Annotated in this window: 27 protein-coding genes and 2 tRNA genes; 13 read left to right on the top strand and 16 right to left on the bottom strand. The window is 59.5% G+C overall.

Going from position 1 to position 25,348, the window contains the following annotated elements:
• Nucleotides 1-12: 12 nt before the first annotated feature.
• Nucleotides 13-1,383, bottom strand: a complete 1,371-nt coding sequence (larC, locus tag ACN2TU_RS09860) for a nickel pincer cofactor biosynthesis protein LarC (protein WP_435155022.1) — start codon at nt 1,381-1,383, stop codon at nt 13-15.
• A 204-nt stretch (nt 1,384-1,587) separates the two neighbouring features.
• Here larC and ACN2TU_RS09855 point away from each other — a divergent pair, with 204 nt between their 5' ends.
• Nucleotides 1,588-3,810: a CDC48 family AAA ATPase gene (locus tag ACN2TU_RS09855; RefSeq protein ID WP_435155021.1), complete on the top strand. Its 2,223-nt coding sequence runs from the start codon at nt 1,588-1,590 to the stop codon at nt 3,808-3,810.
• A 405-nt stretch (nt 3,811-4,215) separates the two neighbouring features.
• Complete coding sequence (locus ACN2TU_RS09850) at nt 4,216-4,632, top strand: hypothetical protein (protein WP_435155019.1); 417 nt, start codon at nt 4,216-4,218, stop codon at nt 4,630-4,632.
• 243 nt (nt 4,633-4,875) lie between these two features.
• Here ACN2TU_RS09850 and phoU read toward each other — a convergent pair whose 3' ends face one another.
• The 5 genes from phoU to ACN2TU_RS09825 all read right to left on the bottom strand — a co-directional run bounded on the left by phoU (nt 4,876) and on the right by ACN2TU_RS09825 (nt 10,217).
• Entirely contained in the window at nt 4,876-5,553 is a 678-nt protein-coding gene (phoU, locus tag ACN2TU_RS09845; protein ID WP_435155017.1) for a phosphate signaling complex protein PhoU, read from the bottom strand.
• 50 nt (nt 5,554-5,603) lie between these two features.
• Nucleotides 5,604-6,404, bottom strand: a complete 801-nt coding sequence (gene pstB / locus ACN2TU_RS09840) for a phosphate ABC transporter ATP-binding protein PstB (protein ID WP_435156164.1) — start codon at nt 6,402-6,404, stop codon at nt 5,604-5,606.
• Between the two features lie 84 nt (nt 6,405-6,488).
• Nucleotides 6,489-8,165, bottom strand: coding sequence for a phosphate ABC transporter permease PstA (pstA, locus tag ACN2TU_RS09835; protein WP_435155015.1), 1,677 nt, complete (start codon nt 8,163-8,165; stop codon nt 6,489-6,491).
• A gap of 1 nt (nt 8,166) precedes the next feature.
• Nucleotides 8,167-9,123, bottom strand: a complete 957-nt coding sequence (pstC, locus tag ACN2TU_RS09830) for a phosphate ABC transporter permease subunit PstC (protein ID WP_435155013.1) — start codon at nt 9,121-9,123, stop codon at nt 8,167-8,169.
• A gap of 74 nt (nt 9,124-9,197) precedes the next feature.
• Nucleotides 9,198-10,217: a PstS family phosphate ABC transporter substrate-binding protein gene (locus ACN2TU_RS09825; RefSeq protein WP_435155012.1), complete on the bottom strand. Its 1,020-nt coding sequence runs from the start codon at nt 10,215-10,217 to the stop codon at nt 9,198-9,200.
• Between the two features lie 320 nt (nt 10,218-10,537).
• Here ACN2TU_RS09825 and ACN2TU_RS09820 point away from each other — a divergent pair, with 320 nt between their 5' ends.
• The gene (locus ACN2TU_RS09820; protein WP_435155011.1) at nt 10,538-11,536 is read left to right on the top strand and encodes a PhoU domain-containing protein; all 999 of its coding nucleotides are present in this window, start codon (nt 10,538-10,540) and stop codon (nt 11,534-11,536) included.
• A 78-nt stretch (nt 11,537-11,614) separates the two neighbouring features.
• Here the strand turns inward: ACN2TU_RS09820 and ACN2TU_RS09815 are convergent, their stop codons facing one another.
• Complete coding sequence (locus ACN2TU_RS09815; protein ID WP_435155010.1) at nt 11,615-11,992, bottom strand: 30S ribosomal protein S8e; 378 nt, start codon at nt 11,990-11,992, stop codon at nt 11,615-11,617.
• Nucleotides 11,993-12,083: 91 nt separating this feature from the next.
• On the opposite strand from ACN2TU_RS09815, the gene ACN2TU_RS09810 reads away from it, so the two are divergent.
• Nucleotides 12,084-12,530, top strand: a complete 447-nt coding sequence (locus ACN2TU_RS09810; RefSeq protein ID WP_435155008.1) for a DUF2240 family protein — start codon at nt 12,084-12,086, stop codon at nt 12,528-12,530.
• Nucleotides 12,531-12,554: 24 nt separating this feature from the next.
• Entirely contained in the window at nt 12,555-12,932 is a 378-nt protein-coding gene (locus ACN2TU_RS09805) for a DUF7993 family protein (protein ID WP_435155007.1), read from the top strand.
• Here ACN2TU_RS09805 and ACN2TU_RS09800 read toward each other — a convergent pair.
• Nucleotides 12,929-13,585 (bottom strand): HAD family hydrolase, encoded by a 657-nt coding sequence (locus ACN2TU_RS09800; RefSeq protein ID WP_435155006.1) that lies wholly within the window; start codon nt 13,583-13,585, stop codon nt 12,929-12,931. The two genes, ACN2TU_RS09805 and ACN2TU_RS09800, sit on opposite strands and share 4 nt — an antisense overlap.
• Nucleotides 13,586-13,657: 72 nt before the next feature.
• Here ACN2TU_RS09800 and pyrF point away from each other — a divergent pair, with 72 nt between their 5' ends.
• On the top strand, nt 13,658-14,455 hold the full coding sequence (pyrF, locus tag ACN2TU_RS09795; RefSeq protein WP_435155005.1) for an orotidine-5'-phosphate decarboxylase: 798 nt from the start codon (nt 13,658-13,660) through the stop codon (nt 14,453-14,455).
• Nucleotides 14,456-14,476: 21 nt separating this feature from the next.
• On the opposite strand, the gene ACN2TU_RS09790 is transcribed toward pyrF, so the two are convergent.
• Complete coding sequence (locus ACN2TU_RS09790; protein ID WP_435155004.1) at nt 14,477-14,704, bottom strand: hypothetical protein; 228 nt, start codon at nt 14,702-14,704, stop codon at nt 14,477-14,479.
• Between the two features lie 77 nt (nt 14,705-14,781).
• Between ACN2TU_RS09790 and ACN2TU_RS09785 the strand changes: the two genes are divergently transcribed.
• The 4 genes from ACN2TU_RS09785 to ACN2TU_RS09770 all read left to right on the top strand — a co-directional run bounded on the left by ACN2TU_RS09785 (nt 14,782) and on the right by ACN2TU_RS09770 (nt 18,742).
• Entirely contained in the window at nt 14,782-15,297 is a 516-nt protein-coding gene (locus ACN2TU_RS09785; RefSeq protein WP_435155003.1) for a J domain-containing protein, read from the top strand.
• 183 nt (nt 15,298-15,480) lie between these two features.
• Entirely contained in the window at nt 15,481-16,632 is a 1,152-nt protein-coding gene (locus tag ACN2TU_RS09780; protein WP_435155002.1) for a DUF7827 domain-containing protein, read from the top strand.
• Between the two features lie 90 nt (nt 16,633-16,722).
• Nucleotides 16,723-18,366 carry a GTPBP1 family GTP-binding protein gene (locus ACN2TU_RS09775; RefSeq protein WP_435155001.1) on the top strand — a complete coding sequence of 548 codons (1,644 nt, stop codon included), beginning with the start codon at nt 16,723-16,725 and terminating at the stop codon, nt 18,364-18,366.
• Nucleotides 18,367-18,397: 31 nt separating this feature from the next.
• Entirely contained in the window at nt 18,398-18,742 is a 345-nt protein-coding gene (locus tag ACN2TU_RS09770) for a hypothetical protein (protein WP_435155000.1), read from the top strand.
• Between the two features lie 27 nt (nt 18,743-18,769).
• Here ACN2TU_RS09770 and ACN2TU_RS09765 read toward each other — a convergent pair whose 3' ends face one another.
• From ACN2TU_RS09765 to ACN2TU_RS09740, 6 genes are all read right to left on the bottom strand, one after another.
• Nucleotides 18,770-18,943 (bottom strand): hypothetical protein, encoded by a 174-nt coding sequence (locus ACN2TU_RS09765; RefSeq protein ID WP_435154998.1) that lies wholly within the window; start codon nt 18,941-18,943, stop codon nt 18,770-18,772.
• Nucleotides 18,944-19,010: 67 nt separating this feature from the next.
• Nucleotides 19,011-19,496, bottom strand: coding sequence for a double winged helix-containing putative transcriptional regulator (locus tag ACN2TU_RS09760; RefSeq protein WP_435154997.1), 486 nt, complete (start codon nt 19,494-19,496; stop codon nt 19,011-19,013).
• On the bottom strand, nt 19,493-20,425 hold the full coding sequence (gene mch, locus ACN2TU_RS09755) for a methenyltetrahydromethanopterin cyclohydrolase (protein WP_435154995.1): 933 nt from the start codon (nt 20,423-20,425) through the stop codon (nt 19,493-19,495). The genes ACN2TU_RS09760 and mch overlap by 4 nt, the downstream gene beginning before the upstream one ends.
• A gap of 77 nt (nt 20,426-20,502) precedes the next feature.
• Nucleotides 20,503-20,814, bottom strand: coding sequence for an MTH1187 family thiamine-binding protein (locus ACN2TU_RS09750; protein ID WP_435154993.1), 312 nt, complete (start codon nt 20,812-20,814; stop codon nt 20,503-20,505).
• Nucleotides 20,815-20,869: 55 nt separating this feature from the next.
• Nucleotides 20,870-21,493 (bottom strand): DNA starvation/stationary phase protection protein Dps, encoded by a 624-nt coding sequence (dps, locus tag ACN2TU_RS09745; RefSeq protein WP_435154991.1) that lies wholly within the window; start codon nt 21,491-21,493, stop codon nt 20,870-20,872.
• A 177-nt stretch (nt 21,494-21,670) separates the two neighbouring features.
• A tRNA-Gly gene (locus ACN2TU_RS09740) sits at nt 21,671-21,741 on the bottom strand.
• A 250-nt stretch (nt 21,742-21,991) separates the two neighbouring features.
• On the opposite strand from ACN2TU_RS09740, the gene ACN2TU_RS09735 reads away from it, so the two are divergent.
• Nucleotides 21,992-22,966, top strand: coding sequence for a DMT family transporter (locus ACN2TU_RS09735; protein ID WP_435154989.1), 975 nt, complete (start codon nt 21,992-21,994; stop codon nt 22,964-22,966).
• Between the two features lie 233 nt (nt 22,967-23,199).
• Here ACN2TU_RS09735 and ACN2TU_RS09730 read toward each other — a convergent pair.
• A tRNA-Gly gene (locus ACN2TU_RS09730) sits at nt 23,200-23,270 on the bottom strand.
• Nucleotides 23,271-23,483: 213 nt separating this feature from the next.
• On the opposite strand from ACN2TU_RS09730, the gene ACN2TU_RS09725 reads away from it, so the two are divergent.
• The gene (locus tag ACN2TU_RS09725; RefSeq protein ID WP_435154988.1) at nt 23,484-24,326 is read left to right on the top strand and encodes a putative RNA uridine N3 methyltransferase; all 843 of its coding nucleotides are present in this window, start codon (nt 23,484-23,486) and stop codon (nt 24,324-24,326) included.
• Between the two features lie 4 nt (nt 24,327-24,330).
• Nucleotides 24,331-25,347, top strand: a complete 1,017-nt coding sequence (locus ACN2TU_RS09720) for a 50S ribosomal protein L3 (RefSeq protein WP_435154987.1) — start codon at nt 24,331-24,333, stop codon at nt 25,345-25,347.
• Nucleotide 25,348: the final 1 nt, after the last annotated feature.

Here is a 25,348-nt window from a genome sequence, read left to right as displayed (position 1 = left end):
ACTTGTCGGGGGTTATAGGTTTTCGTGTATCGCGGTCTCCGCCCGGCGCATCACTTCTCGAACCGCAACACCCGTCTCCTGTGCAACGCCGAGGGCGTCGTCGAATTCGGTGCTCACGTCGTACACCGACCCGGATTCGTCGCTGGCAATCTTCACCGTTACGTCGTACTCCGATTCATCGATTTCGAGCGTCACCGTCTCGAATTCCCGGCTGGCAATCCACCGATGGTGTGCGCCCGAGGCGCGAACACCGAGCGTGCCGGTTTCCTCGGCGAGTTTGTTGGCGACTCGCTCCGCGTCTTCGGGTTTCGTGATGACCTTCACGAGGTGGCCCGGACGCGACTTCTTCATCGTCGCAGGCAGGATGGAGACGTCTCTCGCGCCTGCGCTCGCGAGGGATTCCTGTAATCCGCCGAGCACCTCCGGTGGCGCGTCGTCCAGATTCGTTTCGAGGACGGTGATGTCGTCGCGAATGAGTCCGCCTCCGTCCGGCGATTCGCCAGCAAGCACCCGCAGGACGTTGGGATGTTCGTCGAAATCGTACCCACCTGCGCCGTAGCCCGATTGCTCTACGTTCAGGCTGGGAAGCGTCTCCACACCGTCGGCGAAATGTGCCAGAATCGCCGCACCGGTCGGCGTCAGTAGTTCCGCCTCAACCGGTCCGCCCGAGAGCGACCAATTCGCCCCTGTTGCGATTTCGACCACTGCCGGAGCCGGAATCGGGTAGGTTCCGTGGCTCATCTCGACCTGTCCGCCGCCAGTCGCGAGTGGCGTCGTCACGACTCGTTCTGCATCGAGGTCGGCGAACAATAGGCAGGAACCGACGACGTCCGCGATGGCGTCGTCCGCCCCGACTTCGTGGAAATGTGTCGAGTCGAGGTCGGTGTCGTGGACGTTGGCCTCCGCCTCGCCCAGAATCCGGAAGACGGCTTTCGCGTCCGCTTCGATGTCGCCGTCGAGTCCCATCGATTCGAGCAGGTCGATCACTTCGCGGTAAGTTCGTACCGGGCCAGCACCTTCCGCATGCTTGTGGTCGTGATGGTCGTTGTGGTCGTGTCCCTCTCCGTGGTGATGGCCATGAGAATGCTCATCGTGAGAGTGGTCGTGCTGATGTTCGTCGTGACTGTGGTGGTCGTCCTCCTGGTGATTGTGTTCTTCGTCGTAGCCGTCTTCGCCCACTTCCGCCGCTTCTTTGTCGGCCAGCAAGACGTGAACTCGCGTGGCCGAAATTCCGTTTTTGACGGTTCTCTCGACCGAATATTCCACGACGAGGGCGTCTTCCACTGGCGCGAGTGCATCGCGGTCTGCTCCGGCGTCGAGCAACGACCCGAGAATCATATCGCCGCTGGCCCCCATTCGACCGTCGAACGCAAGCGTCCTCATACGTTCCACGGCGTTCCGGAACGCGAAAATCCCACCGGTCGTGTCGGCACCACTATCCCTTTGTACTGCTATCCCGTAGTGTCAACCATCGCACGCGGGCACCGTCCAGCGATATCGGCAGATAGCGTGGCCGAAAGCCCCGGTAGCAAAGGACTTATGCCCCGCGAACTATCACCCACAACTATCCCCCGTGACTGAACAATCATGAACGAAGTGCAACTGGAGGTTGCGAAGGCGTATCCGAACGATTCGGGACGCGGCATCGCCCGTCTCGACCCGGATACGCTCTTGCATCTGAAGCTGAGCCCTGGAGACATAATCGAGATCGAAGGCGGCGACACGACGGCGGCGAAAGTCTGGCGTGCCGACCGACAGGACTGGAACACCGATACAGTCCGTATCGACGGTTTCACACGCCAGAACGCCGATGTCGGAATCGGCGAACGTGTCGAAATCCGCAAAGCCGAGGCTGAAAAGGCCGACAAACTGGTGCTCGCTCCCCCCGAGGAAGCGAGCGTCCAGTTCGGAAGCGACGCTGCCGGAATGGTCAAGCGCCAGATTCTGAAACGCCCCGTGGTCGAGCGCGATATTGTGCCCGTCATGTCGAGCACGAACCATCCGTTCATGCGCTCGCCCGGGCAGGCCATCCCGCTCATCGCGGTCGAAACCGACCCGCAAGGCGTCTGCCTCATCACCGAGGACACCGAAGTCGAACTCCGCGAGGAGCCGATTTCGGGCTTCGAGAAGACCGGCGGTGGCATCACCTACGAGGACATCGGCGGTCTCCAGAACGAAATCCAGCGCGTGCGGGAGATGGTCGAACTCCCGATGAAGCACCCACAAATCTTCCAAAAGCTCGGCATCGAGCCGCCACAAGGGGTGCTTCTCCATGGCCCACCCGGAACCGGGAAAACGTTGCTGGCGAAGGCAGTCGCCAACGAAACCAGCGCGAGTTTCTTCTCGATCGCCGGTCCGGAGATCATCTCGAAATACTACGGCGAGTCCGAACAGCAACTGCGTGAAATCTTCGAGGACGCCGCCGAGGAGTCGCCATCTATCATCTTCATCGACGAACTCGACTCCATCGCACCGAAGCGCGAGGACGTGACCGGCGAAGTCGAACGCCGCGTCGTCGCCCAACTGCTGACGATGATGGATGGTCTCGAAGCGCGCGGACAGGTCATCGTCATCGCGGCGACCAACCGCGTCGATTCGGTTGACCCGGCACTCCGACGCCCGGGTCGTTTCGACCGCGAAATCGAAATCGGCGTGCCAGACGAGGAAGGCCGCACCGAAATCCTCCAGATTCATACCCGCGGAATGCCGCTTTCGGACGACGTCAACCTCCCCGACCTGTCGAACGACACCCACGGATTCGTGGGGGCCGACATCGAAAGCCTGACGAAGGAGGCCGCGATGAAGGCGCTCCGGCGCTACCTCCCCGAAATCGATTTGGACGAGGAGTCCATCCCGCCGTCGCTCATCGACCGGATGATCGTCAAACGCAAGGACTTCAGAGGTGCGCTGAACGAGGTCGAACCCTCCGCGATGCGCGAGGTGCTGGTCGAACTCCCGAAGGTCTCGTGGGACGACGTCGGCGGCCTCGAAGACCCCAAGAGTCAGGTCAAAGAGAGCGTCGAGTGGCCGCTCTCCTCGCCCGAAAAGTTCGACCGGATGGGTATCGACCCGCCGTCCGGTGTCCTGCTCTATGGACCGCCGGGAACCGGGAAGACCCTGATGGCGAAAGCCGTCGCCAACGAGACGAACGCCAACTTCATCAGCGTTCGTGGGCCGCAACTGCTGTCGAAGTGGGTCGGCGAATCGGAAAAGGCTATCCGCCAGACCTTCCGCAAAGCGCGGCAGGTCAGCCCGACGGTCATCTTCTTCGACGAACTTGACAGCCTCGCTCCTGGTCGCAGCCAGGAGGTTGGGAGCAACGTCTCCGAGCGCGTGGTCAATCAGTTGCTCACGGAACTCGACGGCCTCGAGGAGAAGGGCGACGTGATGGTTATCGGCGCGACCAACCGCCCGGACATGATCGACCCGGCACTCATTCGCTCGGGTCGCTTCGACCGCCTCGTCATGATCGGCCAACCCGACGAGGAAGGCCGCGAGCAAATCCTCAAAATCCACACCGAGGACACGCCGCTCGCGCCCGATGTGAGCCTGCGCGAACTCGCGGAGATGACCGACGGCTACGTCGGCAGCGACCTGGAATCCATCGCGCGAGAAGCCGCAATCGAGGCCCTGCGCGAGGACGACGACGCCGAAGAGGTCGAAATGCGTCACTTCCGCAAGGCGATGGAGAGCGTGCGCGCCACCATTACCGAGGATCTGCTTGATTACTATTCAGAGATCGAACAGGACTTCAAGGGTGGCTCGTCCGGCCCGCAACGCCAGACGGGCGGGCGGATCGGCTTCCAATAGACGTTTTACAGGGAGACGGACGAAGCCAGCGCGAATCGTGCTGGCTTCGTCCGTCTCCCTGTAAAACGTTCATCAAAAGCACCGGAAGACGTTTCTGCTCACATGGGCAGCGGCAAGCACTTCCTTACTCTCGTTCACTTCGTCACGGTAGACTCGCGGGACGAGTCTGCCGAATTCCGTTCAGTCGTTGGCCCGCTCTCTCGTCACTTCGTTCCTCGCTCGCAGAGAGTGCTAGCCGCTAATGGTCGTGTCACTTGCTGACCGCTGGCGGTTGTGTCACCTGTTGATTCTCGTGGTTGGTTCGGTGATTTTGATCGGTTGCATCCCTTCCTATATCGAGGTTTTTCGTGTCCCGGTATCTTCGCCTACAGAAAGGTTTCATAGAGTGTCTGTCACTATTCGCGTATGCTCTCCGCATCCACGCAAACCATCCTCACCGGGAGAAACGAACAGTTGACGAAGCGATGGGGAATCGTGGCAGTAGGGCTCTTCCTATCCTCGCTGGTTTTCTTCGCGGCTATCAAGGAACTCGACTCTCCGACGATTCTAGATGTCCTCTGGTGGGAAGGATACGCCGTTTTGCTCCTCGTTCTCATCGTCGTTCAAGCGTATTCCAACGGTGGAGTCGCAATCAGTTGGATGCTCGTTTTCGCTCCTGTGGTCGGTGTGTTCCTGAACTACGGTGGTATCGGACTGACCGGTTCGGGACCGGAGTTGCCAGAATTAATCGTTATCGCGTTCACTGGTGGGATCATCGCCGCCGCAATCCTTGGGACAACTGGATTCGCAATCGGGACAACGATATGGAAACTCACTACGTAGCTCGTGTGGCTAACCTCAAAATCAACAAACTACACAACCGCTAATGGCTAACCCACTCCTCGGAAAATCTCCAATTATCCAGGTCATGGAACCTTCGACGGAGCGAGAAAACGAACGCCGCGAGTTTTCGAAGTGACGGAGGAGGTGACGCAGTGCTTTTAGTGCAGATTTTCCCAGGGAGGTAGGCTGAGACGGACGCCGTGCGGCGTCCGTCTCGAACCCCGACCGCAGAAAACGGTGTGTCTAGTAGATGAGTTCGTCGTCGTTTTCGACCATGTAGAAGGTTCGTGCGGCGATGTTGACCGCGTGGTCGCCGATGCGTTCCAAGTCACGGATAGTGAGCAGGAGGCGGGAAACGTCCTGGAGGAGTCGTTCGATTTCCGTTTCGGTGTTCTCCTCGAGTTCGGTTTCGATGAGGTCGCGGACGACGAGCGCGCTGGCACGCTCACAGAGTTTATCCAAGTCGTCGTCGCTGTCAGCGACGGCGTAGCAGGCGTCCGTGTTGTCGTCGGCGTAGGCGTCCATCGTCGTCTCCAGCATTTCGAGTGTGACGTTCCCGAGTTCCTGTATATCGACTTCGGGGAACACGTCGTGGTCCGCTTGGAGCGTGTACTCGCCGAGGTTCACCGCGAGGTCACCGATTCGTTCGAGGTCGGTGATGATTTTGAACGACGCAGCGATCATCCGGAGGTCGCTCGCGACCGGTTGTTGCAGTGCGAGGAGGTCGATGCAGTCCTGTTCGAGGCCGAGATACAGTTCGTTCACCTCGTAATCGCCTTCGATGACTTCTTGGGCGAGGTCATGGTCTTTCTGTTCGAGTGCGTTGAGTCCGAGACGGAGTCGCTCCATCACGACCTCGCTCATGTAGAGGACGTTTTCTCGGAGATCCACTAGCTGTTGTTGGTAGCTTTTGCGTGCCATAGGTTGTGTCTGAGAGTTGGTAGTGTGTTCGAGAGTCGTCAGTATGAATCTTATCCGAACTTGCCCGTGATGTAATCCTCGACGCGCTCGTGTTCGGGGTTCTCGAAGATTTTCTGCGTGTTGTCGAACTCGACCAGTTCACCGCCCGTCAGGAAGACGGCGGTTTTGTCGCTGATACGCGCCGCCTGCTGCATGTTGTGAGTGACGATGACGACGGTGTAATCCTCGGCGAGTTCGGCGATGAGGTCTTCAACCTTCGAGGTTGCGACGGGGTCGAGCGCGCTCGCGGGTTCGTCCATCAGTAGGACTTCCGGGTCGGGCGCAATCGCACGTGCGATGCAGAGCCGCTGTTGTTGCCCGCCGGAGAGTTCGAGACCGGACTCGTCCAGTCGATCCTTTACCTCGTCCCAGAGCGCGGCACGCTTCAGCGACTCCTCGACGATTTGGTCGTAGTCGCCGTCCTTGTCCTGAATGTCCAGGCCGTAGGCGACGTTGTCGTAGATGCTCTTCGGGAATGGGTTCGGCTTCTGGAATACCATGCCGACGCGGCGGCGGAGCGCCACGGGGTCGACGTCGCTGTCGTAGACATTCTTCCCGCGCAGGGTGAGTTTACCCTCGACGCGCGCTGCGTCGATGAGGTCGTTCATCCGGTTGATACACCGGAGAAATGTGGATTTCCCACATCCGGATGGGCCAATCATCGCGGTGACGCGGTTTTCGGGAATCTCCATGTCGATTCCCTGCAGCGCTTGGTCGTTGTCGTACCAGACCTTCACGTCCTTGGACGTGATGATTGGTTGCGTGTCCGCGCGGTTGACGCTTCCCGAGTCCACTTCGGTGTCGATGACCATCTCGTCGGTCATCGAGTCGGACGGTTCTTCCGCTCGTTCTCTTCCGCTCGCTTCCTCGTTCTGCATGTTCTCTTGACTCATTGTTTATTCCCCTCTCTGAAACTTGTTCCGCAGTGCAATCGCAACCGAGTTCATAGTCAGCATGGCGATGAGGAGCACGATAACTCCTGCCGGTGCCACTCGCTGGTAGAACAGGTCGTCGGGGAGTATCGATGTCCACGCGTAGATTTGCATCGGCATTGCCGCAACGACCGAATCGAACGTCGTCGGAAGGCCGGAAACTGCCGCCGCACCGATCATCAAGAGCGGTGCGGTTTCCCCGATTGCTCGTCCGAGTCCGAGGATCGTCCCAGTCAGGATGCCGGGGAACGCACGCGGGAGGATGACGTTTTTGACTGTCTGCCACTGGGTTGCTCCCATCCCGTACGATGCCTGTCGCATGTCGTCCGGAACCGCTCGAATCGCTTCCTGCGACGAGATGATGATGATTGGCAGGATGAGGAGCGCGAGCGCCAAACCACCCACGACGATGGTACCGGAACCGAACAGGCTCCCGGCGACATATATTGGCTCCAATCCGAAGACACTCGCAACGGATGGGGGAAGGACTGGAACGCCCGGGCCGAGATAATTGACGAAGAGACCCGCTCCGAGCAGGCCGTACACGACACTCGGGACCCCTGCCAAGTTGGAGACGTTGATTTTGATGATTCGCGTCAGTCGGTTGTTCGGTGCGTAGTCTTCGAGATAGACGGCGGCACCGACCCCAATGGGGAACGAGACGAGTGCGACGACGAACATCAACATCACCGACCCGACGATGGCAGGATAGAATCCTGCGCTTTCAGGCGAACTCGTACTCGGTGCGGTGATAAACCGCCAACTGAGCCACGATTGTGGACCGGCGAATCCCATGGTCTTGACGAGGAATGCGCCGAGCAGGGCACCCCCGACGATGGCTATCGGGAGCGAAAGCCCAACCCGCTCCGTGGTTCGATGTGCGGAAATGTCCGCAACGTACAAGCCGAGCGGCACACCCGCCATGGCGACGAGCATCGGTGTTGGAATGGCACCGACGCCGATAACCTGACCGACAGGGGCCGCAATTACGCACGCAAGAAACGAGATTACTGCGGCGATATCGGCAGTTCGCTCGCCGTCCCATCGGCTACTCACGTACGACCGTGCGGCCAGTGCGGCTATCACGCCGACCGAAATTCCCATGGAAATCCCGTCTGTCGGAACGAATGGGAATCCGAGGACGAATCCCGGAACGATAGCGAACGACGCAACGAATCCGAGGATGGAAAGCACGAACCACGCTGTGAACGGAATTTCCACGTCGAGATAACTCGTTCCGATCGGAATCGCTATCGCAACCGCGAACGCGAGCAGATACGCGAGTAGCACGAGCGGCGAAATAACGTCGATGAACACCGCCGAAATCCCGGCACCGAAAACGACGCCGACGAGTGGGAGTCCGAACGCCGTTGCACCAACAGAGAGCGAGGCGTCGTCACGTTGGTTGAGATAGCTGACGGTTCCCACGGTTGGCACGACCAACGTCAGGAAGAAGACGAGATACCACCCCGGAGCCGCGGATAGTGGTCGAATCGCGTCGTTCACCACGTATGCAAGGAGAATCGCCAACGCGACGATGCCAACGAGCGTTCCCCCTAAGAGGGCATACTTGAACAGTCGCCCGGTCGTCCGGCTGACTTGCTCGAACGTGGTCGTCTCTCGTTGAATTTCGGTTGCCATCTCAGTATTCCTCCCTGTACCGTTCGGCGATGAGGTCGCTAACGACGTTCATTATGAGTGTGACGACGAACAGCGTGAAACCGACGGCGAAGGCACTTCGGTACGCCAATCCGCCGCCGGTGAAGTCACCAGTTAGCGACGCAACGATAGCCTTCGTCATCGGCATGTTCGGTCCCGTGTACGCGAAGGGATTGAGTGGGTTACGGAAGTTTGCAACGTTCCCTGCGGCGACCGTCACTGCCATCGTTTCGCCGATGGCACGCGACAGCGCGAGAATGAACGACGAGAAGATGCCGGAAATGGCCGCCGGGATGACGATACCGACCGAAACGTCGAACTTCGTCGCGCCCATTCCGTATCCCGCTTGCCGAAGGTCGTCTGGCACCGCACTCATCGCGTCCTCGCTGACGGAGGCGACCATCGGGATAATCATGATTCCCACGACGATACACGCGGACATGATGTTGAAGAACTGCAGGTGGAATATCGGCTCCAGTAGTGGCGTAATGTAGATGACCGCAAAGAACCCGTAGACGACAGTTGGAATACCTGCGAGTATCTCGAGCGCCGGTTTCAGTACTGACCGTGCCCGCTCGCTCGCGTACTCGCTGAGATAGAGCGCGGTCGCAACACCCAGCGGAAGTGCGATAACCGCAGAACCGATAGTTACCATCAGTGTTCCGGTCAACGGTGCCAACACACCGAACTGGCCGTTACCGGGTCTCCACGTCGTCTTCGTGAAGAAATCAACCATCGAGATTGTCTCTTTCGTACTACCCACTATCCACGCCGTCTCACTGAAAAAGCGTGACGTTTCGTTGAGCAGTAGCAGGACGATGCCAACCGTCGTAATTATGGACAGGAGTGCGCACGTTAAAAAGAACAGGCGTGCTAAAAGCTCCCGTGACGAATTTCCAGTCCGTCTTGTAAGGTTTTGTGTTATTCGATCAGTACTCATTGTGTATGTTCTCCGGTCGTATCCGAAAAAGGCCTTCGTTTATCGTCGCGTTCGCAGTTCGTCCGACAAGTTTACTAGATGTGCTGTTTGAGCTTGTCCATCTGCTCTTTCTGTTCGTCGTCTCCGAGCGGGACGTAGCCGACGTTGTCGGCGACGATTTTCTTGCTCGTGGAGTTCTTCATCCAGAACTCGGCGAAGGCGGCCACCTGCGCTTTGTTCTTGAGCGCGGAAACCTTCGGGTAGGTGAACAGCGGTCGGGCGAGTGGCTTGTACTTGCCGGACTTTGCCGTTTCGAGCGATGGCTTGACTGGGCCGTTTCCGTTGTCGATTCCGACGGCCTTCACTTCGTCCTTGCTCTCACTGTAGTACGCGAATCCGAGGTAGCCCAGCGCGAACTTGTCGCCTTTGACACCGTCGATGATTTGGCGGTCTTGTTCGGTCGCTTGGTGGTCGAGTCGGTGTTTGGTGTCCTCGCCGACGACTGCCTCGTGCATGTAGTCGAAGGTACCGGACGCTTCGGTCGGTCCGTAGAGCTTCATCTCTTTGTCCGGCCAGTCGGAGTTGATGTCGCTCCATTTCGTGGCCTTGTTGCTACCGCCCTGCCAAACCTGTTTGAGTTCATCGACAGTCATCGAGTCGAGGAAGTCGTTTTTCGGACTGACGATGACTGTGAGTGCGTCCGTCGCAACCTTGAGTTCGACGGGTTCGACGTCGTTGCTCTGACACGTGGACTTCTCCTCGTCCTTAATCGGTCGGGAGGCGTTGTTGAAGTCTGTCTTGCCCGGGCAGAAGTGGTTTGCGAACCCGCCACCACTGCCGGTGGACTTGATGCTGATGTTCACGCTTTGGTGATCCTGAATGAACTTGTCACGCATCGCCTGTGCCAGTGGGAACACCGTCGAACTGCCTGCGATTTTGACCTGACCGCTCAGTTTCTGGTCGCCACTGTTGTCGCCACCGCCGCCGTTGCCACCATCAGTGGTTTCTCCGCCAGCATTGTTTTTCGTACATCCCGCGAGTGCGATTGCTCCCGATGCACCTGCGCCCACGATGAATTTACGCCGCGAAACGCCGCTTGACGACTTACCTGACATCACTCGGTTTGAGGAACAGAACGTAATAATACGTTGCTATTATTTCTATATATCTCTAGGTATGCTATTGTTCTACGAATGGCCACGTGTTTCTGATACAGTTTTCAACCGCCCAGTTGGCCATAAAATCGTGATATCGGCCAACCGATGGGATTTATGCGGCGTATTTATTCTATAATTTCTCATCACTATTGCTCTGAATAGTTCTCTGAGCGCGGCTCATATAGTTTGGAGCTATATTATCGAGCCAGATAGTGTTCTACCCGCTCTTGTATATAGAGATAGTTGGATTTATAGTGTGGTCGAAACCACGTATGAACATGGAGACGCGCAAGGTACAGGTTACTGGTGGTTCGACGTACACCGTTTCGCTTCCGAAGACGTGGGCAACCGACAACGGCATCGAAGCGGGAAGTGTCGTCGAGTTCTATCCGGAATCGGACTCGTTACTGCTCACTCCTAAAAACGAGCGAGACCAACTCGAAGGCTCACTCGACATCCGAGACCTCAAAGACGAGGAGCTGAACCGCGCGGTCATGACGATGTACGTGAGCGGGTTCGACATCATCACGCTCGAATCCAATCGCATTACGACCGAACAGCGCCGCACTATCAGCTCCGCGACCCAGGGTCTCGTCGGTCTCGAAGTCCTCGAAGAGACCGGCAACAAGGTCGTGATTCAAGACCTCCTCGACTCCTCGGAGCTATCGATTCACAACGCCGTTACGCGTATGCGGCTCATCGCGCTCTCGATGTTAGACGATGCCATCACCGCCCTCGCGGAGAACGACGAGGATATCGCACGCGATGTCATCACCCGCGACGAAGACGTTGACCGTCTGTGGTACGTCGTCTCCCGTATCTTCCGGGCCGCACTCCGAACGGCGAAAGCGACGGAGGAACTCGGGATGTCTCGCGAGGTGTGTTTCGACTATCACTCCAGCGCGCGGCAACTCGAACGCATCGCCGACCACGCGGCCAAAATCGGTCGTCTCACGCTTCAGATGTCGTCGGTTCCGCCGGAAGATGTCATCGGAAGCCTCGAAGAACTGCACGACGACGCGACCGAGGTCATCGATACCGCGATGGACGCACTCTTCTCCGACGACAGCGACGAAGCGACCCGGCTCGCGAACGAAGCACGCCAATCGATTCTGGAAATCGATGAACACGCGCGCTCCATCGACAAACTGCTCCGCGAACAAGACCCAAAGCAAGCCCAGTCGCTCGGACTCGTCGTCGACTCGCTCTCCCGCTGTGCCGACTACGGCGGCAACGTCGCCGAAACGGCACTGCAAAAGGCCGCACCGCGTCCCTGAACACTCGATTTTAGCATTTCTTTCGCCCGCGCAGTCGCTCTCCGTAGAAGCAGCGAATCGAAGAAGGCGGCAGTTCGATTACTCGTCGTCGACGAGCACTGCGTTGACCTGTCCGCTCTGGCCGGGACGCGAGGTCACGCGCGCTTTGCCTTCGGTCGTGACGATGATTGCACCTTTCGTGATGATGTTTCGGCGGGCGTAGTTCGGGTTCGCGCCGTTTTCGAGCACGTCCTGAATCGTCGCGTTGACGGTTTCACCGTCCGTGGTCACGTTGACGCTGTCGGTCGTGAGCGCGCGGATCTTCGTGTTGCGGCCGCGGGCGTCCGTCGTGCGGAAGCGCGGCTCGCCGACCTGTGTTTCGGTCGGCTGATTACCGAGTTCGTGCTTCTTTTTCTTTCGGAGGGGCTTCAGTCGGCCACCAGTTCGCTTTCGCGTGGAGCGTCCTTGGTCTTTCATGTCGTGAAGGTTGCCCACGAAATACTTCAATGACTCGATTCGCGGTTCGACATCGGCAGATTTAGGCCGCCACATCCAGTTCCGCCGGACGATGAGTTTGCGGATAGCTGTCGCCGCGCCGTTCCAACAAAACGGGCGGAAACGAATGCGTGAAAGCGAGTTCGTCGTCGCGCTGTCGCTCGACCGGGACTGGTTTTCACCCGACCAAGCCAAACGTCTCGTCGATATCGCCAGCGGGCAGAGACTCCTCTCGCACGATGGCGATAAACTCGTCGCGGAGTTCGACCCGGCCGAGGTCGAAATCCCGGACGAGTTCCAACCGGACGAAAGCCTCTTACAGGAGCAATCGACCTTCGAGAAAGTGCTCGATAAAATCGTCGCGCACGGGACGACGAAGCAAACCGCCGTCGCGGAAGTCAACGAACTACAACGGAGCGCGGCTCTCTCCGTCGAAGCGGCGGCGGTCGTCTACGCCCGGCGAAAAGGAATCGACGTGAGCAGCGAAGCCGAGGAGGCGCTCTCCGACCTCAAGACGTAAACCTTCCCTCCGCCAACGCGGGATATGGTCGAGGAAAGAACCACCGACGGCATGCGCATCGCACAACTTCTCTCCTCCGAACTCGACGGGCGCGAAGACCCGCCCCTCGACTCGCTCGCCGTCGTGAACGCGGACAGAGACGTGGAACCGACCGAAGACGGGGCGCTAGCGTACGAAGTCGAACGGGACGGCGACCAGGTGGCAAGCGTGTTCGTCCACCCCGACCGAATCCGGATGGAACTCTCCGAAGGAATCGAATCTGCGGAGAAATCCGCACGAGAAGCGAACCTTCGCGTCCGACCGAAAGCGGTCAAACCCCCGCGAGTTCTGATTTTTGTCGAGCAGGGCGCGCACGTCAAACGCGCTGTTGACGCGCTGATTGCTGGACTCGACGCCAACTAAAGCGAGGAAAGCAGGTCGGGAAGCCCCAACACGAGTTCGTCGCGGTCGATGTACGCATCGGCAACCGGTTCCGGTTCCGGGCCGTCGGGATACAACACCTGCACCGTCGTCATTCCGGTGTCGCTCGCACCTCGAATGTCCATTTCGGGGTCGTCTCCGACGTAGACGGTTTCTTCGGCTGGAACATCGAGTTCGGTACAGAGGGCTTCGAACGCCCGTCGGTCAGGCTTCCCGGCTTCGAGTTCTCCCGTGACGATGGTCGTATTGAAGTACGGTTCCCAGCCGAGTTGGGCGATTTTCCCACGCTGAGCGACGACCGGCCCGTTTGTGAGCAGTCCGACGCGGTAGTGTTGCCGGAGCGTATCGAGCAAACTCGGAACGCCGGTGAGCGGCGTGAGGGCGTCGAGAATCGCGTTTCGATAGGCTTCCGTGAGCCGCTCCGAAGGGATGTCGCTCTCTTCGGGGAGCAGGTCGTCGAAAATTGGTTCCCGTGTTTCCGTCGCGAGATGCCGACTGTGGGCGTCGAGATAATCATCGCGCGAGAGCGACGGGGCGCTCACCGCGTCCGTCGCATCCGAGAGAAGCGTCGCTCGCGGTCGGTCGGTTACCGCAAGCGTGTCATCGAGGTCAAAGCCCACAGCGTTCACGCGCATTTGATACATCTATGGGGCGAGTGCTCTTTATCAGTTCGATACATCCATGACCCACCACGAAAAGTTCGGAGTATGAACTTCTTCGACCGGCTCGGGGAGCGCATTGTGACTATTGACAGCATCGTCTCTGTCGGACTCGATGCCGACCTCGACCGAATCCCCGACCATCTTCACGAATACGACCTGCCGCGCTGGGCGTTCAACCGTCGAATCATCGACGCGACGCACGAACACGCAGCAGTGTACAAGCCGAACGTCGCGTTTTACGAGGACGGGGATGGCTGGGCAGCCCTCAAGGAGACCATCGCGTACGCGCATGGAAAGGGCGTACCCGTGCTGTTAGACGCAAAGCGTGGCGACATCGGCAACACCGCGCGGAAGTACGCGAACTTGCTCGACATGGCCGACGCCATCACGGTCAACCCCTACATGGGCCGTGATTCGCTCGACCCGTTCCTCTCGCGCGAAGACAAGGGTGTGTTTATCCTCTGTCGAACCTCGAACCCCGGCGGAACGGATATCCAAGACCTCGAATTGGCGTCCGGCGAGACGATATACGAATGGGTCGCCTCGCTCGCAGATCTGTGGAACGCCAACGGGAACGTCGGACTCGTGGTCGGTGCGACCACGCCCGACGAACTGGAGGAAGTACGTGAGCGTGTCCCCGACCTTCCGTTCCTCGTTCCCGGTGTCGGCGCACAGGGCGGCGACGTGGAAGCGGCGGCGACCTACGCTACAGCGGACGGTGCCGGACTGGTCAACTCCTCGCGGGGAATCATCTTCGCGGGCGAGAATGCTGGTAAAGACTTCCACAAAGCTTCGGGGCAGGCGGCGAAGCAATTGAAAAAGCAGTTGAATCAGTATCGGTAGGTCGGTTCTAAACGGATTTCGTCATAGCTGATGCGTTTCGTCGTCCGTATCCGGCGGCCGAATGTCCTCGCTCCCCGGCCCCTCCGGTGTTCGTTGTCCGCCCCCGCCACCGCCGATTTCCGCCGTGCATTCGACACAGAGACCGTTCTCGCGGTTCCAGTGTTCGGAACAGACGAGGGCACCACAGCGGTCGCAGTCGTGTGTCGCTTCCGCGACCTCACAGAGTTGACACAGTCCAGTGACGCTCATGTCTCCTCGTTGGTCGTCCATGGCTTTCAGTCTGCGGGCGGCGAGAGGCTTAACACGCATCCACCCGTAGCGAAAATGTGTACAGGTCGCGTCTCTTGCTCGGGATTGCCGCAGTCTTCGCCGGGATTACGGTCTCGCTCTCCATCCTCGGGTTATGGTACAACCTGTTTCTCGTGGTGTTCGCGATACCGTTCGCCATCACGACGGCCATCCTGTGGTATCACGCGACGGGACGACTGCAGAAGAAAGTCGAGCGCGAGGCCGCGTACCACGACCCGAATCGCGGGTTCGGGCCGAATCCCGGCGGGTTTCGAGAGCAATCGCGACGGCGGACCCGTCAGCAAACCCGCGGACGAGCACGATGGGAGGCTCGCGAGGGAGAGCGCAGACGCGCGACGGTCAACGGTTCGCCCGGTCCGAGTCCGGCGGAAGCCTACAGAATCCTCGGCCTCGACGCCGGTGCCGACGACGACGCGATTAAGGAGGCGTACCGCGAAAAGGTAAAAACCGTCCACCCCGACCGAGCGGACGGCAACGAAGAGGCGTTCAAGCGCGTCAATCGAGCGTACGAACGGGTTCGAAACGACCGCTGAGTATCGGCGGCGACGCCGATTATCACTCGCGGTACTGACGGACGAATTTATTACAGTCGGTTCATAACACACTTCTTAGTAACTCATGCCGACGCTATCGTCCACGGCTATCAACCCTTAGATATGCCGAAACCCTCGATCTTCGGAATTTCACCTCCGATATTATCTGAGAGGTGATTGTTAGTGGGATTTAAAACGAACGCCGCTACGTGGCTGGTCGCGGTGCTCCTTTGTTCTCTCGTCGTCGCGCCGCTCGCGTCTACCGACGTGGTGAACGGACACAGTGCCAGTTTCACCGACTCCACAGTCAGTGACCACCGCGGTGACGTTATCGAGATAACCGTCAGCACGAGCAAGGCCGCAACAGTGAACATCGGATCGAAGGCCAAGGGGTTCTGGGTTCAGGCCAACGTGACGGCAGGAACGACAACACTCGCACTCAACACGTATCGGGCCGACGACCCTAACGACTTGGTCACGTTGGTCAAGGGTAGACTCAAGGGGACGCCGAACGCGCGGGTTCCGTCGGAAGTCGGCCCGCTCCAACCGGGTACGTACGATATGAACGTCACCGTCGATGGCGTCAGGCAGGATGTCGGGTCGTTTACCGTAAAAGAGCGGAAAACGGGCGACGCGCGGACGTTGGTTCTCCCCGCAGACACGGATATTTCGGCGTTCGAATCAGTTGAAGAACTGAACGAATCCGTAGCGACAACGGACGCCAACGGGACGATTGCGAGCGGCGACCAGTTCGTTCTCGGGGTCGACGTCTCTGGTCTCGGTGGTTTCATCGAACACGCGAATCTCAACGGGAGTGACGAGAACGTCTCCGTCACGTTTCGGGAGTCGAACAGCAACCGAAATACGGTTCCGAACGAGTTCGATGGCGATACTGCGACTCGATTCTGGGACGAAGAAACCGACACCCTCTATCTAATTGTCGATACGGCGGCCCACAGCATCGAAGTCGGGGAGGAGTATGAGGTGACGTTCGAAATCGGTGCGGGCAACCCGATGGTCGCGGAATCCGAACTCGCGACGACGAGTTTCAGCGTGGTCGAACGCCGGGTGACGCTCGATTACACTGGCGACGTGATGGTCGTGGCAAATGAGACGACCATCGGCGGCAACACGACGCTCGCACCGGGGACGACCATCAACGTGACCGCGTTCTCCCCGACGGTAATCGGCGAGGGGCAAACGGAACCCGTCTGGACGGTGGTCTCCATCGATGCCGATGCGACCGATGCAACCCTCGTAGTGAGCGACCGGGTGAAACACGGCGGCGTTCGTATCGAATTCGCTCGGGATTCAAATTTGGCCGTCGAACTGTAAGTAGTACCCTCGAGTGCTCTATATCCAACCGATGTCGACTATCCTGTAACGCGGGCAAACCTTTTGACTGACCGTCCCTAACTCGCGCGTATGAGCGCCGACCGCGCCGCCTTACAGCGCGCTCTCGACCAAGGAGAGCAGGAGGGCGGTAGCGTTGAGTTCAAGGAGCGACTGACGAGGGAAATCCACCTCGCCGAAGGGCGAATGGAAAGCTTGGCCGCGCAGTTACGCCACCGCGTCCTCTCAGGGAACGGCAAGGCGACGTACGTGGTCGGCGTCACCGACGACGGGGGACTGGCAGGAATCGACCCCGACCTGTTCTCGGAGTCGATGGACGTGCTTTCGTTTCTCGCGGAGGAGGCTGGCGCACACATCGAAGATGTACAAACGTGGGGTATCGACGCCACCGAAACCAGTACGCGTGCCTCGACGCGAAACGGGACTGGTGGCATCGTCGGCGTCGCTACCATCCGCGAGGGTGCCGTTCTCGAAACCGACAGCGAGCACATCGTCGTGGGAACCGCCGGCCACGTCGACCACGGGAAGAGCACCCTCGTGGGCAGTCTCGTCACCGGACAGTCGGACGACGGCGAGGGTGGAACCCGAAGCTACCTCGACGTACAACCCCACGAAGTCCAGCGCGGACTCAGTGCAGACCTCTCCTACGCAGTCTACGGGTTCGACGGGGATGGGCCGGTTCACATGGACAACCCGCACCGAAAATCCGACCGGGCACGAATCGTCGAGGAGAGCGACCGACTGGTTTCCTTCGTCGACACCGTCGGCCACGAACCGTGGCTTCGAACGACGATTCGCGGTCTCGTCGGCCAGAAACTCGACTACGGCCTCCTGACCGTTGCGGCCGACGACGGGCCGACGAAGACGACACGCGAACACCTCGGCATCCTGTTGGCGACCGAACTGCCGACCATGGTCGCCATCACGAAAACCGACATGGTGGACGACGAACGTGCGATGGAAGTCGAACGGGAAGTCGAGCGTCTGCTCCGTGAAGTCGGCAAGACACCCCTTCGGGTCGACCGCCACGGCGTCGAAGTCGCCATCGAGGAGATCAGCAAAGACGTGGTTCCCGTCCTGCTGACGAGCGCGGTCACGATGGACGGAATGGACGCCCTGGACGCGATGTTCGAGCAGTTGCCGAAGACCACCGCCGACAGCGGCGAGTTCCGGATGTACATCGACCGCAGTTACAGCGTGACGGGCGTCGGCCCAGTCGCGAGTGGCACCATCAACTCCGGGTCGGTCGAGGCGGGCGACGAACTCCTCCTCGGTCCAATGCCGGATGGCGAGTTCCGCGAGGTAGTGGTTCGCTCCATCGAGATGCACTACCATCGCGTCGATGAGGCGAAGGCGGGCCGAATCGTCGGCATCGCACTGAAAGGGGTACGGGAGGCGGATATCGAGCGCGGGATGGTGTTACTTCCGCCGGACACCGAGCTCGCTGCGGTTCGGAAGTTCGAGGCCGAGGTAATGGTGCTGAACCATCCAACCAGAATCGGCACCGGCTACGAACCGGTCGTCCACCTCGAAACCATCAGTGAAACCGCCGTCTTCGAACCGGACGGTGGCCACCTCCTCCCCGGTGACAAGGGAACGACGACTGTCCGGTTCAAGTTCCGCCCCTACCTCGTGGAAGAGGGCCAACGATTCGTCTTCCGCGAGGGCCAGAGCAAAGGTGTCGGCACTGTTACAGACGTAACACCAGTCGAGTAGGTTTATTTTCCCGCCTCCCGGAGGGGTTCATATGTCGAAACTGCGACTCGATGCGGTCACCGTCACGAAAGCGTTTACCGCAGTCCTTCTGTTGGTCGCACTCGTCTCCGTCGTTGGGTTGGTCTCCGAACAAACTGTGGGGGGATTACTGGAGGGTGTTACTATTTTGTACCTCGTGGGCGTCCTCTTCGTCGGCGTATTCCGGGATATCATGCGAACCCTGAGATGGCGGGTGGCGTTTTTCAGCGGTATCGTTCTCTGGTCGGTGACGAACTACGTGTTTGCTGGCCGCGACCAGTTTTCGCTCCTCATGGGTGTGGCGGGGTTGATCATGCTTGTCATGCTCGGCTATCAGTCTTTGCAAGCCGACGAGTAATTGATATCGTTTGACCGCCGCTTCCTCTCAGTTCTTAGCGTACGTTCTGTAGTATGCTGTGCCGACGCCGACAGAGATAGCAATCAATCCGACGATACCCATTCGAGCCGGATTCGGGACGAAAATACCGCCGATGCACCAGAGCATAATACTGAATACGACGGTGTACAGACCGAACAACAGCCCCTTCGGCAAACCCATGCAATAATATACAAATAAGATATGATATAGTTTTTCTGCTGGAGAGTCGCCGCGAAATTTTGCGCGATTACGCCCGCCGGTATTCGCCGTCTTCTCGCTCCGCCAGTTCCAACAACACCGCCCAATCCAACATGTTACCGACTCGTTCGCGCCACACGTTTTCTGCCCGACTCGGGTCTTTGTGGCGTTCCCACGTCGGAATTTCATCGCGGAACTTCTCGAACACGGCCTGCTCCGTGAGTGGGCCGTGTTCTTCCAACACGGAGAGAACGGTCGAAACGCCGTACACCCGGGACTGAAACGCCTCGGCCAGTTCGTTTCGGTCTGGGTCACGACGCAGCCGGGCAAACCCCGACTGTGTCTCCTCGGCCAGTTCGAGCGCCCGGAGGAAGGTGAGCCACGTTCGAGCAATCTCCCGACTCGGGAAGTCGAGTCGGTTCATCAGACGGGCACAACAGTCGTCTTCCGTGCCGGGCACCAGCGGCACAGCACGCTGGGTCTCCGCGACGAAGTCGAACTCCGCGGGCGCTTCGGGGACGAGTTTGAACTTCACAAGTCGAAACTGTCCGCCAGCATGTCGTGGTTCGTCTCACCCAGGACGTGCGTCGGCCCGTTCACTACGTCCACCGTCACCTGTGCCGGGGCGAAGACGCTCTCCGGAATCGCGTCGAAGTCCCAGTCGGCGTCGTCGAAGAACGTCTGGAACGTCGTGCCATACTCGTCGCTCGCCGTCGATGGCAGTTCGTCGAATCGGTCGAACTCCTCGCGGACAGTGAGATGGACTCTGCCACCGTACGCGAGGGCGTCATTCGTTCGCCCGATTGCGGTCGCTTCGTCGTAACTGATCGGCGCGACTGGGGCCGACCCTCTCGCGGAAAGGATGTCGAGCGGGTCGTATCCCAGTTCGCTAAGTCGGAAGACGGCGAGTTCGGCCGCTCGTGAGGCGACGCTCACGCTCCCCGTGGCGCTTCCTGTGGAGAAAGTAGGGAGGTACACCGAGTTCGGTTCGACACCTGCGAGGTCGGCGACGTGCTCGGCCACCGCCTCGTCCGGAAGCCTGTCGGATTCGACCGCGAGGACGGCGAAATCGAAGGCATCCGTGTAGCCGACGCGTCGGTATTCGTCCTCTTCGGCGACCAATGCGCGGGCTGGACCGCTTCCCAATCCTTCGAAGTCATCGACGGCGAGTTCCCAGCCTGCTTTCTGCGAGCAGAGCAGGGAGAGCGCAGGTTGGTCGGTCGAGAGTTCGACGTACGGGAAGGGTGCCCCGGCGACATCGCCCATTCGGGTTTGTATCGTCGCCAAGCCGGCGGTCTGGAGTTCGGTGAGGAGGAGTCCGGCCTCCGTTCCGCCGCGTGCTTCGATACCGAAATCGAGGACGGTCGCTTCGTTCTCCAGTTCGTAGGCAGCGACGTTGAGTTCGCCCGCGAAGTCGATGGCCTCGTCCACGAGTTCGAGGGCCATCCGATTGAGACTCTCCATACCACGGGGTTGGTCGTCATCCGGTAAACAGTTCCGGGTTGTCGGCCGTCCTCGGGCGAGTCACCGATACCGAACCCTCACCTGTCACGTTTTGCTTCCCGACCCAGAACTGCCTCGACGGTATCGACTTTCTCCTGGGCGCGCTGGTCACGCGTGCGCTTGTCGTCGATTTTGAGGACTGTGCTCACCCGGTCGCCGTCCACGGCTTCGTGGGCGGCCTGCGCGGCGGCGAACAGTTCGGCCACGCTATCGGCTTCGATGACCGTTCCCATAGGATTAGTCTCGTAGGAAACGTCGAAGTCGTCCAGCGCTTCCACCGCCTTCGCGACTTCGCTCGCCATGCTGTCTTCGGTAACTGGTGCGACCGAAAGGAGTGCGATTGCCGTCATATGCGAGTCATCGCCCTCCGGCTACGTGACAATGTGGGTTCGGTGTGTGCAGTGGTTACCGAACTGGTGTCGTTCCCTGTTGATACCGTCGCGGGTGTTCATTCCCATCTGATTCTCGCTCCGACCGCTGTCCGCCTTCTTCGACCGTCGCTTGTATCGGCTCTCGCTGGAGATGTGCTTCGAGGAACCAGAGGTACTTGTCCACCTCTCGTGAGAGTTCGGTGAGTAGGTCGGCGGTGTCTTGGTCGGTGTGTGTTAGTGCGGTCTCGATGCCACCTCGCAGGTTCGCGGCGTGAATCGCCACGCTGTTCGCCAGTGTTTCGACGTACTGCTGGCCGGTGACGGCGTCGGTTCGAATCTCCGGAAGCCGTGAGTTCGCCGATGCCATTCGAACCGTTCCCATCGCTTCGCCACCCAATGCGGTCGCCCGCTCCGCGAGTTCGTCCGAGTGCTCGAACAGCACCTCCGCAAAATCGTCGAACAGCAGATGGAGTTGGTAAAACTGCATCCCCTTGACGTTCCAGTGGGCATACTTCGTCTGTGTCAGTAGGTCGGTCGTATCCGCAAGTTCCCGATTCAGCAGTTCCACGAGCGTTCGTCGGTCGCGGTCGGGCACGTCGTTTTGTGTGAAGAACATCCGCGCTCTCGGTTCGTCGTGTCGGTTTTCACGTTGGCTCATTTTCCCCACCTCACCCTCTGAACGACGGATTCGGGCAAGAGGATTTCGGGTGAGATGGTAGTCAGTCTACGACCCGAACGGCTTTCCCGTCTGCTCAACTCCACAGGACGATTTCCACTGACGCGAACGATGAGCGACACCTAGCGGCGTCGCTCACGAGTTTGTGTCAGTGAGAAGTGCGCTGGCTGGGATTTGAACCCAGGTTGTGACCATGGCAAGGTCACGTGATACCACTACACTACCAGCGCGTGGTGTTGCGTTCGTCGCGTTTCGCGACAGTACAATCTTGCCACGCGTGGGTATAAATGCATTACGCAAACAGGGTGCTGATACGAAATCGTTGGCGGAGCCTTCGACCCGGTAGGCATCCCGTTCGTTTTCTCGTCGGACACTGCCAATGTGTTCGTGAGCGACGACTGCGAGGCTGCTCGCCCGTCCCGATACGAACGACGTTTCACGGCCGCAACGGTTAGTTCGCCCGGGGTGGTATTTGTTACCATGTCTGTCGAATCGGTAGCGACGCGAAATCGCACGCCCGTACTCTTCTCGCTCGTTGCCCTCCTGCTCGGATTCGGGTTCGTCGCGATCAAGATTGGATTGGGGTTCATCCCACCGCTGCTGTTCGCGGCGTTCAGGCTCGACATCGCGGCTATTCTGCTGCTGGCATACGCGATACTGCGAACGAACGACTGGCGGCCGCAAACGCGACAGGATGCGATTGGAATCGCCGCGGGAGGCATCTTTTTTCTCTTCGGTTCCCTCTCGTTGTTGTTCCTCGGTCTCCAGCAATCAACGAGTGGAGTTGCGGCGATCATCTTCAGCTTCGACCCGGTTCTCACCATTGCGCTCGCCGCGCTCCTCCTCACCGACGAACGCCTCTCGCGGTTCGGCCTCCTCGGCGTCGTCGTCGCGTTGGTCGGCGTGGCCATCGTCGTCCAACCGAGTCCAGCCCGCTTCCTCTCCGGAAATCTGCGCGGTGAGGAGTACATCCTGCTCGGCGCGATCAGCCTCGCGTTAGGAGGGGTGTTGATCCGCCGGTCGAGGCACCAGCTAGAGGAGATTGCCCTGACTGCCTGGGCGATGATCGTCGCCGCCCCCGCGATGCATCTGGTCAGTCTCGCTACCGGCGAGTCCATCGCGATGGTCAACCCAACGATAACGGCGCTCGCCGCGCTCCTGTACGTCGGCGTGCTCATGACCGCAGTTGCCTACCCGATGTACTTCACGCTCATTGAGGACGTTGGTGCGGTTCGCGCCAGTTTCGTTCAGTACGTCGTTCCGGTCGTCGCCTCGGTCGCGGGCTGGTTGATGCTCGGCGAACGACTCACGTCGGAGGCACTCGTCGGTTTTCTCGTCATCTTCCTCGGGTTCCTCCTGATGAACTCCGACGAAGTGACCACGGTCATCGAACGCTTCCGGCCATCGCCAGTCTCGGGCGACGAGGGGGAGGACGCGACGGCCGATATTCGCTGACTGCCGTTCGATTCGTTACGGATTGTCCGCGCGTGGGCGAGCACAGCCTACGCAGTGCTCGCTGATTTACTCGTGATAGAAGTGCGCTGGCTGGGATTTGAACTCGCCGAGACATTCCTGATTGGCTCACATTCATTCACCTGCGCGGGCTGTGACTCGTCTGCTCAAAATCCACAGGACGACTTTTTCGCACCAACGACTCGCTTCGCTCGTCGTCGTGAGTTCGTTAAAAGTGCGCTGGCTGGGATTTGAACCCAGGTTGTGACCATGGCAAGGTCACGTGATACCACTACACTACCAGCGCAATGTTGCTTGCACTTCCTCGTATTCCCGACTGATGTATAAGGCTTGCGAGTCGGAACTTCCTTCGTGTGTGACTCACTCACCCACCTCTCTTAATTCGGATGTTTTCGGGCGCGTGACGGAGTCACACGCCTAAATCGGAAGCGTCACCCTTTTAACCATCACTGAGAAAATTTCGCTACAGTCTAGTGATGAGGCGTCGAAGCGTCACGGTATGACCGTCAACATACTCGTTCCGTCGTCCCTCGTCCGGGAAGCCGAAGACAAACGCGAGGCAACTCGCAAAATCGGCTACGTCGCCCGCGCGGCGACCATATTCCGGGCGGACAACCTCATCGTCTTCCCCGATACGGAAGGCGAGCGAAAATGGGGCGGCGGATTCGTCGAAACCGTACTCCGGTACGCCGCTACACCGCCCTACCTTCGAAAGGAGGTATTCGGGAAGCGCGACGAGTTGGAGTATGTGGGCGTTCTGCCGCCGCTCCGCGCACCATCGCAGACCGGCTCCGAATCGGAGGGTTCGGGGTCGTTAAGACAGGGAATCGTGACCGAGGTCGGACCTGAAGGGCGCGTTCGGGTCAATTGCGGACTGCAACACCCGATTTCGCTCGTCGTCCCGTCGCAAATGACGGTCGGCGAGGGGGAGCGCGTTACCGTCAGGATCTCTTCGAGAAGACCGGTTCGTGCGAAGCTCGTGGACGCCCCGCAGTCGGGGTTCACAGTGATGCGCATGGGCCTTTCGGCGGCCCTCGACCGCGACGATGCTGGCGTTCGAATCGCCACGTCTCGCTTCGGAGAATCGCTCTCCGTAGCGCGACTCGACGAAATCGTTGCGCGAACCGAACGCGACGGCATGTCCGTCGTGTTCGGTTCGCCCGGTCGAGGACTGCCGGAGATACTCGGGATAGACCCCGAGCGTATCTCCACGGTCGAATCCGGCGTACCAGCCCGGTTCGACCTCTGGCTGAATACGGTTCCGAACCAAGGCAGCGAGGTCATACGAACTGAAGAAGCGATGTTCGCCTCCCTCGCGTGCCTCAACCTCAACAGCGAGTGATACGATGCCACAAACAAGCAGACCACGAAAAGGTTCGCTGGGCTTCGGCCCCCGTAAGCGTGCAACCAGCGAGGTTCCGCGCTTCAATTCATGGCCCGAGAGTGACGGCCAGCCGTCGCTCCAAGGCTTTGCGGGCTACAAGGCAGGAATGACTCACGTGGTGATGGTCAACGACGAGGCAAACTCCCCCCGCGAAGGGATGGAAGAGACCGTTCCCGTCACCATCGTCGAGACGCCCCCGATGCGGGCCGTCGCCGTTCGTGCCTACGAAGACACGCCGTACGGGAAGAAGCCGTTGACGGAAGTGTGGGGTTCGGAGTTCCACGAGGAACTCGACCGCACGCTCAACGTGCCGGAGAATCACGACGCCGACGCTGCGGAGGACGAACTCCGCACCGCCATCGAGGCAGGCGACGTGGCTGACCTCCGAGTCATCACCCACACCGTCCCCAGTGAGCTGCAGAACGTACCGAAGAAACGACCGGACGTCATGGAAACGCGCGTCGGCGGCGGCTCCCTCACGGAGCGCGCCGACTTCGCGCTCGACGTACTCGAAGACGGCGGGGAACACGACATGACTGACGTGTTCCGCGCAGGCGAGTACCTCGACATCGGTGGCGTCACGAAAGGAAAAGGAACGCAGGGTCCCGTCAAACGATGGGGCGTCCAGAAGCGGAAGGGCAAACACGCCCGCCAAGGCTGGAGACGCCGCATCGGTAACCTCGGTCCGTGGAATCCGTCGCGCGTTCGCTCGACGGTTCCACAGCTGGGTCAGATGGGCTACCACCAGCGTACCGAACTCAACAAGCGCCTCATCTCCCTCGGCGACGACGACGAAGCCTCGGTCGACGGCGGATTCGTCAACTACGGCGAGGTCGATGGCCAGTACGCGCTCATCAAGGGTTCGGTTCCTGGACCGAACAAGCGCCTCGTGCGCTTCCGCCCTGCGATTCGACCGACTGACCAACCGCGCCTCGACCCCGAGGTGCGCTACGTAAGTACGGAGTCTAACCAGGGATAAC

The organism is Haladaptatus marinus (assembly GCF_051194195.1).
The sequence above is the reverse complement of the archived record's forward strand: the minus strand, read 5'-3'. Positions and strand labels throughout refer to the sequence as shown.